Annotated in this window: 9 protein-coding genes; all 9 read right to left on the bottom strand. The window is 38.0% G+C overall.

The features are described from left to right. Positions 1-14: 14 nt before the first annotated feature. The 9 genes from rimP to pyrH all read right to left on the bottom strand — a co-directional run bounded on the left by rimP (position 15) and on the right by pyrH (position 12492). Entirely contained in the window at positions 15-485 is a 471-nt protein-coding gene (gene rimP, locus Y7E_RS0110750; RefSeq protein WP_017151263.1) for a ribosome maturation factor RimP, read from the bottom strand. 333 nt (positions 486-818) lie between these two features. Continuing rightward, positions 819-5120: a PolC-type DNA polymerase III gene (locus Y7E_RS0110745; protein WP_017151262.1), complete on the bottom strand. Its 4302-nt coding sequence runs from the start codon at positions 5118-5120 to the stop codon at positions 819-821. Between the two features lie 128 nt (positions 5121-5248). After that, entirely contained in the window at positions 5249-6949 is a 1701-nt protein-coding gene (locus Y7E_RS0110740; protein ID WP_017151261.1) for a proline--tRNA ligase, read from the bottom strand. Between the two features lie 152 nt (positions 6950-7101). Then, positions 7102-8358 carry an RIP metalloprotease RseP gene (rseP, locus tag Y7E_RS0110735; protein WP_017151260.1) on the bottom strand — a complete coding sequence of 419 codons (1257 nt, stop codon included), beginning with the start codon at positions 8356-8358 and terminating at the stop codon, positions 7102-7104. Between the two features lie 17 nt (positions 8359-8375). Then, positions 8376-9518, bottom strand: a complete 1143-nt coding sequence (dxr, locus tag Y7E_RS0110730; RefSeq protein WP_017151259.1) for a 1-deoxy-D-xylulose-5-phosphate reductoisomerase — start codon at positions 9516-9518, stop codon at positions 8376-8378. A 20-nt stretch (positions 9519-9538) separates the two neighbouring features. Then, on the bottom strand, positions 9539-10330 hold the full coding sequence (locus Y7E_RS0110725) for a phosphatidate cytidylyltransferase (RefSeq protein WP_017151258.1): 792 nt from the start codon (positions 10328-10330) through the stop codon (positions 9539-9541). 17 nt (positions 10331-10347) lie between these two features. Further along, positions 10348-11124, bottom strand: coding sequence for an isoprenyl transferase (uppS, locus tag Y7E_RS0110720; RefSeq protein ID WP_017151257.1), 777 nt, complete (start codon positions 11122-11124; stop codon positions 10348-10350). 85 nt (positions 11125-11209) lie between these two features. Continuing rightward, complete coding sequence (frr, locus tag Y7E_RS0110715) at positions 11210-11767, bottom strand: ribosome recycling factor (protein WP_017151256.1); 558 nt, start codon at positions 11765-11767, stop codon at positions 11210-11212. Positions 11768-11769: 2 nt separating this feature from the next. Then, positions 11770-12492 (bottom strand): UMP kinase, encoded by a 723-nt coding sequence (pyrH, locus tag Y7E_RS0110710; protein WP_017151255.1) that lies wholly within the window; start codon positions 12490-12492, stop codon positions 11770-11772. Positions 12493-12535: the final 43 nt, after the last annotated feature.

Here is a 12535-nt window from a genome sequence, read left to right as displayed (position 1 = left end):
GATCCCCCTTCTTACTAAAACGTAACAGCAAGTCGCGCATTCGCAACTTTGTCCATTGGAATTTGGATTTCTTTTTTACGTGTTTTAATTGTTAATAGTAGTGTAATTGTTGTACCATCATAGGAAAGTAGCTTTCCTTCAAACATCTTTTCACCATCAATCGGCTCATATGTTTTAATTGCCACTTGCTTTCCTACCGCTTGCTGGAAGTCTTTTTCTTTCTTTAATGGGCGTTCTGCTCCAGGAGATGATACATCCAAAAAGTAAAGATGAGGAATTGGATCCTCTTTATCTAAAGCTTCGCTTAAACGTTCACTTACCGCACCGCATTCTTCAATGTCTACTCCTGTTTCAGAATCGATGAATACGCGTAGGAACCAGTCTTTTCCTTCTTTCACATATTCTACATCTACAAGTTCAAGATTTAACTCTTCAACAATCGGCTGCGCAAGTGCTTCAACAACTTCTGTGACTTTCTTATCCATAAACAGCCTCCTTCCTGCCGCCATGTACCATTTGAAAGAAAAGATCCGCCTCATTTATAACGACCTATCTTATTCTTTCTTGTTAGCTAACAAAAGCCCCTGCCGTTAAGCAGGGAATATCTGTCTTAGTATTACCAAATTTAAGAAGTAAAACTTGTAACAAAATATGTATATAGGACAGAAATGTCTCACCTACATACGTAGATAAAACATAGATAGTAACACGAAAGAGTGGGTTTCCCCACTCTTTTTTTTGCAAAATATACATGACATGGTTATCTCGGTTAATAGTATAACATAGCAAATAGCGATTTGCAAAGACTTTTCCTACCTCTAGAACAGCGACAATTGGTTTTGATCTGGCAAGTCGCCTAAACAACCTTGACTATCTAAATACTCAATAATTGTTTTAGAAATCTTACTGCGCTGCTGCAAGTCTTCCTTCGATAAAAACTCGCCGTTTTCGCGTGCCGCCACAATACTTAATGCGGCATTTGTACCAAGACCAGGTATTGCATTAAATGGAGGGATTAACGTATCTCCATCAATAATAAAGTCAGTTGCATGTGAACGATATAAATCAACCTTTTGGAATGAGTAACCACGCTCACACATTTCAAGTGTCATTTCTAACACTGTGAGTAAACTTTTCTCTTTCGGAGAAGCATCCAATCCTTTTTGCGCAATTTCATCAACTCTTGCACGAATTGATGCTGAGCCTTTCACCATCGCATCTACATCAAAATCATCTGCACGTACTGTAAAGTATGCTGCGTAGAATAAGAGTGCAAAATGCACTTTGAAATAAGCGATACGCACAGCCATAAGTACATAAGCAGCCGCATGGGCCTTAGGGAACATGTACTTAATCTTTTTACAAGAATCAATATACCAACCAGGTACATTGTTATTACGCATTTCCTCTTCCCACTCTTCCGGTACACCTTTACCTTTACGCACCGATTCCATGATTTTAAACGCTAAGGATGGATCCAATCCTTGATAAATCAGGTAGACCATAATATCATCACGACAACCGATAACTTCGCTTAGTGTACATGTACCGTTATAAATCAGTTCGTTAGCATTACCAAGCCATACGTCTGTACCATGGGATAGTCCAGAAATTTGGACAAGCTCTGAGAATGTCGTTGGCTTTGTTTCTTCTAACATCTGTCTTACGAATTTCGTTCCAAACTCTGGAATACCGAGTGTACCTGTTTTACAATTAATTTGTTCTTCTGTTACACCTAATGATTCTGGACCAGAGAAGATTTTCATTACTTCTGGATCATCTGTCGGTATTGTTTTCGGATCTACGCCGCTTAAATCTTGTAGCATACGAATAACGGTTGGATCATCGTGCCCTAGTATATCTAGTTTCAACAAATTATCATGAATAGAATGAAAATCAAAGTGTGTCGTTCTCCACTCCGCGCCTACTGAATCGGCAGGGAATTGAATTGGTGAAAAATCAAAAATATCCATGTAGTCTGGCACAACGATAATACCACCTGGATGCTGCCCCGTTGTACGTTTTACACCTGTACAACCAGCAACAAGACGATCAACCTCAGCATTTCGAATGGTTAAATTATGGTCAGACGCATAACCTTTTACATAACCGTAAGCTGTTTTCTCTGCAACTGTACCGATTGTTCCAGCGCGATATACATAGTCCTCACCGAACAGCACTTTCGTATAGTTATGAGCACGTGGTTGGTATTCTCCAGAGAAATTCAAATCGATATCCGGTACCTTATCTCCTTTAAAACCAAGGAACGTTTCAAACGGAATATCATGTCCATCTTTTACATATGGAGTGTTACATGTTGGACAATCTTTATCCGGTAAATCAAAACCAGAACCTACAGAACCATCATTAAAGAACTCTGACTGCTTACACTTTGGACATACATAATGTGGTGGTAATGGGTTTACTTCCGTAATCTCCATCATTGTCGCAACAAATGATGACCCTACCGATCCACGCGAACCTACAAGATAGCCATCTACTAATGATTTTTTCACGAGCTTATGCGAAATCAAATAAATAACGGCAAATCCATGTCCAATAATACTTTTTAATTCTTTTTCCAAACGGGCTTCTACGATTTCTGGTAGTTCTTCTCCATAAATGCTACGTGCCATTTTGTAACTCATGTCACGCGTTTCATCGTCTGCACCTTCAATTTTCGGTGTGTATAGGTCATCTTTTACTGGATGAACGTCACCAATCAATGATGCGATCTTTTGTGTATTTGTCACAACAATTTCTTTCGCCTTCTCTTCTCCTAAGAACGAGAAGCAATCTAGCATTTCATCTGTTGTCCGGAAATATACGGGCGGTAATGAATGACGATTTAATGGATTCGCCCCGCCTTGTGAACTTACTAAAATTTTGCGATACATTGCATCTTCTGGATTCAGATAATGTACATTCCCTGTAGCAACAACAGGTTTGTCTAACGTTTCACCTAATTTTACTAAATTAGAAATGATCGTTTTTAGTTGTCCTTCATCTCGCACAAGTTCAAGCTCCACTAAATGACGCAACACTTCTGGAGGCATAACCTCAATGTAATCATAGAACTGCGCAATCTCTTCTACCTCTTCAGGGGCCTTTTGCATCATCGCTTCAAATACTTCACCTTTATCACAAGCTGTACCAACTAATATACCTTCGCGATACTTTTTTAATAAAGAACGTGGTACCCGTGGTACACGGTAAAAATAATTCAAATGAGAATATGAAACAAGCTTATATAAATTTTTCAAACCAACATCTGATGTTGCAAGTAGTGTCGTATGACTTGGACGTCCACGTTTATACGCATCTCCTTGTCCCATGCTGTCATTTAATTGATCGTGATATTCAAAACCTTTTTCAATCACATCTTTTAACATTTTCACAAGTAAATATCCCGTTGCTTCTGTATCATAAATTGCACGGTGATGTTGTGTTAATTCAATGTCGAGCTTTTTACACATCGTATTTAAGCGGTGGTTCTTCATCTCTGGGAATAAGAATCTAGCTAACTCCAATGTATCAATAACTGGATTTTTCGGCTTGTCTAATCCACATTTCTTAAATCCAACATTTAAGAATCCCATATCAAAGCTTGCATTATGGGCAACCAATGTATGGTCGCCAATCCATTTCTCAAACCTTTTAAATACTTCGTCTACCTCTGGTGCATCCGTCAACATATCATCTGTAATACCTGTCAACTCAATAATCGTCGCTGATAACGGTTGATGCGGGTTCGCAAACGATTCAAAGCGATCAATAATTTCGCCACCTTTGACTTTTACTGCTGCTAATTCGATAACCGTATCATATACAGCCGATAACCCTGTCGTTTCGACGTCAAAAACAACATATGTTTCATCTGCAAGTAGTCGATGTTCTTCATTGTAAGCAATAGGAACACCGTCATTTACTAAGTTGGCTTCTACACCGTAAATGACTTTTACACCTGCTTTTTTACCAGCAGAATACGCTTCTGGGAAAGACTGTGCAACTGCATGGTCTGTAACCGCAATCGCTTCATGTCCCCATTTTCCAGCTTGTGCAACGAGATTAGATACTGATGTAACAGCATCCATTTGACTCATTGGTGTATGCAAATGTAGCTCTACTCGTTTTTCTCCTTCAGGTGCTTTATCTTTACGAGAAGGTCCTGTTATTTCATTAATATCGTTCGCAATCATGACTAAATCACGGACAAACGTATCATTTTGAACTGAACCTCGCGCTTTTACCCACATTCCTTTTTTCAATGATTGCAGAAGCGGAAGGTCCTCTTTATCACGCGAGAACATCTTAATCATAATGGAATCCGTATAGTCCGTTATTTTTAAAGTTAATAACGTACGTCCACTACGGAGTTCTTTTGTTTCCACATGGAAGACATAACCCTGGACGGTTTTTCGCCTTTCTTCATCTTGAATTTCTCGCATCGGTGTGATTTCTTCATCAGGCTTAATAAGATACCCGAGCACAATCGGCCCTTCGTGTACAATGTCGCTTTCTTCGGCTTGCTTCTTAGCCATCTCTTCCATAGCTTGTATAACACGCTGACGATCCTCTTGCTGTGTTTGTTCCCGAAATTTTTGAACTTCCTCTTCGTTTTGCTTTATATTTGTTTCCAGCTGGAAACGTGGAAATCCGAAAACTTCATATTGATCACCGACTGGCTTCGCAAGATTTTTCTTTAATGCTGTAGATTCTAATTCATTATTCACATCAAGTAACAACTTCACTCCGTTTACATGAGGAAGTTGCTTTTTTAAATACGCAAACATAGGCGAAAAAGTAATTCGCTCTGTACAAAGTGGCCAATATGCCTTGACCTCTTCTTCCGTAAATTGTTTATTCTCTGTTTCTAGTGCAAATGACGTTTTTGCAATATGCGAAAATGACTGCTTAAGCTGTGTTTCAAGCAATTCATATAATTCTATTGGTAAAATACGTGGTACTTGTAAATCAAAATGCCAACTTTTATTTGCTTTATCGACAACTAGTCTTTGTATGCCACCACCTTGTAAATATTGATTTATAAGGTCTTCAGGCATTTGCAACTGCTGGAGCAAAATTTGAAATCGCTCTTGTTGTTCATTTGTTAACGACATAAGCAACCTCCTTCCATTTGCTATTATAAATTGAAATGTTCCGTTCGGCAAAGAAGGTTTCTTACTTCTTTACTAAAAAGCTTACTCTACAAAGAAAGAGAAGGTACCTCACCTGGAGGTACCTCTTCTTATTTTAAAATATTAGCAATGTATGCATGAAGTTCTTCTACTTTTACTTCTGTAGATTCATTTGTAGCACGGACTTTTACTTCAACGATGCCTTCATCAGCTTTTTTCCCCACTGTTACTCGAACTGGAAGACCGAATAAGTCTGCATCAGCAAATTTAACACCTGCACGTTCTGCACGATCATCTAACAATACTTCATAACCTTGTTCTTGTAATGAATTGTAGATCGTTTCGCCCACTTCGCGCTGTGCGTCAGATTTCATATTTACTGGAATTACATGTACATGGAATGGCGCAACAGCTTTTGGCCAAACTAGACCATTCTCATCGTTAAATTGCTCTGCAATTGCTGCAACTGTACGAGATACCCCAATGCCGTAGCATCCCATGATAAGTGGCTTCGTTTTTCCATTCTCGTCTAAGAACGTTGCATTCATTGCTTCGCTATAACGTGTACCTAATTTAAATACATGTCCAACTTCGATACCACGAGCAAAACGAATTGTCCCATTTCCATCTGGAGATTGATCTCCTTCTTGAATGAAACGTAAATCTGTATATTGACTTACTTTGAAGTCACGCTCTGGATTTACATTTACATAATGGAATCCTTCTTCATTTGCACCACAGCAACCATTTACAATTGCTGCTACAGCATGGTCAGCGATTACTTCAACATCACCTGTTACACCAATTGGACCTAAAGAACCTACTTCACAATTTAATAGACTTCTTACCTCTTCATGTGAAGCAAGCTCAACAACTGAAGCACCATATACGTTCTTCACTTTTACATCATTTACTTCGTGGTCTCCACGAACAAGTACAACAACAAATTTCTCATCTACTTTAAATACCATAGATTTAATACAATTAGCTGCTTCAATGTTTAAAAATGCAGATACTTCTTCAATTGCCTTTTGGTCTGGCGTTGCTACTTTTTCAAGTGCTTTTTCTGCTTCATCGCTCTTTGTATAAGAAGCAACAACAGGAGCCATTTCAATATTCGCTGCATAATCAGATGTATCAGAGTACGCAATTGTATCTTCCCCTACATCAGATAACGCCATAAATTCATGTGTATCTTTACCACCCATTGCTCCAGAATCAGCAATAACCGCACGGAAATTCAAACCACAACGAGCAAAGATATTAGAATAGGCTTGATATAAACGGCTATAAACTTCATCTAAACTTTCTTGTGTTGCATGGAAAGAATAGGCATCTTTCATTAAAAACTCTCTTCCACGTAATAAACCAAAACGTGGTCGTTGCTCATCACGGAATTTTGTTTGAATTTGATATAGTGTTAAAGGCAATTTTTTGTAAGACTTAATCTCATCACGGACAAGATCAGTAATAACTTCTTCATGCGTTGCTCCTAATGCAAACTCACGATCGTTACGATCTTTCATACGCATTAATTCAGAACCGTAAGAATACCAGCGACCTGATTCTTGCCATAATTCAGCCGCTTGTAATGCTGGCATTAATAATTCTACAGCCCCTGCACGCTCCATTTCTTCTCGAACAATACGCTCCACTTTATGCAACACCTTTAGCCCAAGTGGTAAAAAGCTATAAATACCAGAAGCATTTTGACGCATAAATCCTGCACGAAGTAGCAATTGATGACTTTTAATCTCAGCATCTGCTGGCACTTCACGTAATGTAGGACTAAATACCATACTTTGTTTCATCTATTCGCACCTCTTTATTTTACTCTAATACGCAGTAAAACCCCCCACCTCAAATTAGGTGAGGGATTACAACTCTCAGAGCTCTATTCATTTCATTCACTATCCACAAAAAATATTGTGAAATTCACACTTACTACAAGTTTCACTTTATTTTACAAGAAAAACTTCCGAATGTCATTCCACGTTACAACTAACATAAGTAACATTAATAACGCAAAACCAATAAAGTGAACCATTCCTTCTTTTTGACGATCTATTGGTTTCCCTCGTAAAGCTTCAATTAAGAAGAAGAACAAGCGTCCTCCATCAAGAGCGGGAACCGGTAATAAGTTAAATAAACCAAGATTTATACTTAAAACAGCTGCCAAACTAAGAACACGAATGACACCATAATCTACTACTTGGTCTGTTAAATTATAAATCCCTACCGGACCTGATAAATCATTAATAGAAAACTGACCCGTCACTAATTTTACTAAGGAATCAAAAATTAATTTTGTCCAAGTATACGTCTGCTCAAATCCTGATTTAATAGAGCCAAAGATAGATTTTTCTACAGGAGAGTATACACCAATTCTACCAACCTTTTCTTTACCTTCTGTATCAGCAGTTGGCGTTACTTTCACATTAAATTTCTCGCTATCACGTTGTACATGAAGCGTAATTTCCTTATTTGGGTTTTCTCGTACAATCGTTACAACATCTTTCCATGAACTCGTATCTTTCCCATCGATTGCTTGAATCGTATCAGCTTGTTTCAATCCTGCTTGTTCTGCAACACTACCCTTCATTACTTTACCAATCATCGGCTTATCAACTGGAATGCCTTGTACCAATCCGATGATAACAAAAATAACAAATGCAAGAATGAAGTTCATAGCAGGACCTGCAAAGATTGTTAATGCTCGCTGTCCTAACGTTTTAGAACCAAATTGTCTGTTAAACGGTGCAATTTGTATTTCTTCTCCCGCTGACACAATACGAGCTTTTTCGTTTACGCGGAATGTTTGCAATTCCTCTTCATACTCTTCGTAACCAGAAATCGTGAGATGATGTTCTAAATCAGCTTGTTCTACTTCAATCACGCGAACATTTGGATACTTTTCGCGCCCGTCTAAAACTAATTTCATAACCTCTTCGTTTTCATTTAACACAAGTCCAACTTTTTTTCCCGGTTTTAATTCAACCGTTTCTGCATCCTCGCCAGCCATTCTAACATAGCCTCCAAGAGGTAGTAGCCGAACTGTATAAACCGTTTCATTCTTTTCAAATGAAAATATTTTTGGTCCAAAACCAATTGCAAACTCGCGGCATAAAATACCTGCTCTTTTTGCGAAATATAGATGCCCTAGCTCATGGAAAAATACGAGTGCACCGAAAATTAATATAAAGGCAATCGCTGTATTCAATCCCATAACCACCTTTGCTAAATTTGTTCCATCACAAATCGTCTTGTGGCTGCATCAATTTCCTGAATTTCCTCTAAGCTCGGACGTGCAATGACATTGTGATGGTGCATTGCTTTTTCAATGAGGTCTTCTACTGTTAAGAAACCAATTTTCTTTTGTAAAAAGGCTGCTACAGCTACTTCATTTGCCGCATTCATTACAGCTGGCATGCTCCCGCCCATCTTTCCAGCTTCATACGCAAAACGCAGGCAACGGAAACGCTCTTGATTCATTTGTTCAAAATGCAGTGTTCCAATTTCCCATAGATTTAACTGTTTTGTATCAGAGAGAGGCAACCTGTCAGGATATGTAAGTGCATATTGAATTGGTACACGCATATCTGGTGAGCCGAGCTGTGCCATTACACTACGATCTTCAAATTCAACCATAGAATGAATAATGCTTTCTTTATGTAAAACAACATCGATTTGCTCATAAGGTATGCCGAAAAGCCAATGTGCTTCAATCACTTCCAGCCCCTTATTCATCATTGTAGCAGAATCAATTGTAATTTTCGAACCCATTGACCAGTTAGGATGACGAAGCGCATCTTCCACAGTCACATGATATAATTCATCTCTCTTTTTATCACGGAAACTTCCACCTGAAGCAGTGATAATTAAGCGGGAAATTCGCTTTTCATTTTCTCCATTCAAACATTGAAAAATAGCCGAATGCTCACTATCTACTGGAAGTAACGGCACATTATGTTTGCGTGCAGCTTCCATTACAATATGTCCCGCAGTTACTAATGTTTCTTTATTCGCAATTCCAATTGTCTTTTTCGCCTCAATTGCACGAAGTGTAGGTAACAATCCTACGCTACCTACAACAGCATTGATTACAACTTCTGCATCTGGGTGAAGAGCTACCTCTAATAGTCCTTCGTCACCGTATACTACTTTTGTATTTCCAGAAACGGATTGTAACCTTACAACATCTTCTTCTCTTTGTACAGAAACAAGCTGAGGAGAAAATTCTTGAATGACTTTTAGTGCGTAATCAATATTTTTCCCTACAGAAAAAGCAACGAGACGGAATTGGTCTGGATGCAAGCGTAGTACATCTAAAGTTTGCGTTCCAATTGACCCGCTTGCACCTAATAAACTAATGTTTTTCATAACTCCAACCCCTCGTTTTATTATGAAATGAAATGTAAGAAATGTAAAATTGGTAATACGAACAACCAACTATCTGTTCGATCTAATATTCCACCGTGTCCAGGTAAGATTGTACCTGAATCTTTCACACCGTAATGACGTTTAAATGCAGATTGTACTAAATCACCAATTTGTCCAAAAATAGAGATTGCGATTGTAACAACAATTAACATTCCAACATTTCCTTGAACTGTGAAAAACATATTGTATACAAAAGCAACGACAATCCCGCAAACAATACCACCTACTGAACCTTCTATCGTTTTATTCGGACTAATCTCTGGCCACAATTTTCTTTTTCCAATTGCTTTTCCTATGAAATATGCGCCTGAATCAGTTGCCCAAATGACAAATAATGCATAAAACACATAATGGATTCCTGCTATTCTCGTTTCGTTTAAATATAAGAACCCCATTGCAACATACGTTGTTGCCATAAGTAAAAATGAAGCATTGTCAAAAGTAAATGTATTCTTCGAAAGGACTGTATATGATAAAAGTAATAAAACAATCAAAAATGTGATTTCTAATTTATCTAATCCAATCCAATCAAAAAATCCTAGTGCATTACTTGGAACTAAAATAATCCATAATAATAATGCAGCTAAAAACGTTGGTACCGAAATAAGTGTAAGCTTGTTCATACGAACTAATTCATATAATCCAATTGAAGCAAGTACATACACTAAAACTGTAAAAGGCACGCCACCGTAAAATACGATGGGAATGAATAGCGCGGCAGCAATCACTCCAGTAATAATTCTCTGTTTCACTACCAAATCCTCTCTTTCTACACGCCTCCGAATCTGCGCCCTCTATGTTGAAAGTCTGTAATCGCATTTAGCAAATGTTCCTCGGTAAAATCTGGCCAATACACATCTGTAAACCAAAGCTCCGAATACGCAATTTGCCATAGCATGAAATTACTAATACGCAATTCCCCACTTGTACGAATAAGCAAGTCTGGGTCAGGTAAAGAACTTGTCATTAAGTATGAAGAAAGCATTTCTTCATTTATATCTTCTGAACGAACTTTCCCTTCTTCGTTATCTTTCATCATATGTTGCACAGCAGAAACGATTTCATCGCGACTTCCATAGTTTAACGCAAAATTAAGAATTAATCCCGTGTTCTCTTTTGTATCTTCCATGGCCTTCTCCATCGCTCTGCGCGTATGCGTAGGAAGACGATCTTTTTGTCCAATTACTCGGACTTGTACATTTTCTTCAATCAATTCTGGTAAAAATGTACCTAAAAATTCTTCTGGAAGCTTCATTAAATAATCGACTTCCTTTTTCGGTCTTTTCCAGTTCTCAGTTGAAAAAGCATAAAGAGTTAGCACTTTTACATCAAGTTTACTAGCAAATTTCGTAATCTTTTTTACTACTTGCATTCCTTCATGATGTCCAGCAATACGAGGCATTGCTCTTCTTTTCGCCCATCTTCCATTACCATCCATAATGATCGCAATGTGCTCTGGGATATGCCCCTTTTTCACTTCTTCAATGAGATGATCAAACGATGTGACCTTTTTACCTTTAAAAAAAGGAAACTTTTTAAACATCATTCATACCCTCCAACAAGCAGACGTATGCCTAAAAGTGTAAAAAGACCCCCTTAAGAAGAGGGTCATATTTGCGAAGGTATCGCTATTACACTTCCATGATTTCTTTTTCTTTGTTTTTTGCGATTTCGTCAACTTTTGCAATATATTTATCTGTTTCTTTTTGGATATCTTCTGTATATCCTCTTAAGTCGTCTTCTGTAATCTCGCCAGCTTTTTCAAGTTTTTTAAGATCATCATTAGCATCACGACGTACGTTACGAACCGCTACTTTTGCTTCTTCAGCATATTTCTTAACAGTTTTTACTAGGTCTTTACGACGTTCTTCTGTTAATGCAGGGAATGCGATACGAATTACTGATCCGTCGTTAGAAGGATTCAATCCTAAATCAGCTTTTAAAATTGCTTTTTCAATATCACCGATAGATGTTTTATCATACGGTTGAATTACAAGTAAACGTGCTTCAGGCACTGTAATATTCGCTAATTGCACAACAGGTGTTGGTGCACCATAATAATCAACTTGTACTTTATCTAATGCAGACGCACTTGCACGACCAGCACGAACTGAAGCTAACTCACGAGAATAAGCAGCAACTGCTTTTTCCATTTTTTCATTTGCAGTTTTTAATACTTGTTGTCCCATGTTTATTTCCCCCTTACAATTGTTCCAATATTTTCGCCTAAAACGGCACGTTTAATATTACCTTTTTCCATAACTGAGAATACAATTAATGGAATATCATTATCCATACATAAAGAAGAAGCAGTAGAATCCATTACACCTAAACCTTCTTTTAATACATCTAAGTAAGTAAGTGTTTCATATTTCGTAGCTGTTGGGTCAATAGATGGATCTGCATTATATACGCCATCTACATTGTTTTTCGCCATTAAAATAACATCAGCTTCAATTTCCGCTGCACGTAATGCTGCAGTTGTATCCGTAGAGAAGTATGGGTTACCTGTACCTGCCGCGAAAATAACAACACGTTTCTTCTCTAAGTGACGAACTGCTTTACGACGAATGTAAGGTTCTGCCACTTGACGCATTTCAATAGAAGTTTGAACACGTGTTTGAATCCCAATGTTCTCCAAACTATCTTGAAGTGCTAATGAATTCATAACGGTCGCTAACATGCCCATGTAGTCCGCTCCTGCACGATCCATGCCCATTTCGCTTCCGATTTTCCCACGCCAAATGTTACCGCCACCAACAACAACAGCAACCTCTACATCAAGTTCTGCAATTTCTTTCACTTGTTCTGCAACTGATTTAATAACAGCTGGGTTAATTCCAAATCCTTTTTCACCAGCTAAAGCTTCACCGCTTAGCTTTAAAACAACACGATTATATTTCGGTTTACTCATAATGAACCTCCAATTGCTTGCATCTTTATTTTAAAAAAGGGAA

The sequence above is a fragment of the Bacillus bingmayongensis genome (assembly GCF_000299035.1).
Lineage (GTDB): Bacteria > Bacillota > Bacilli > Bacillales > Bacillaceae_G > Bacillus_A > Bacillus_A bingmayongensis.
This window is presented reverse-complemented; position numbering and strand designations above follow the sequence as displayed.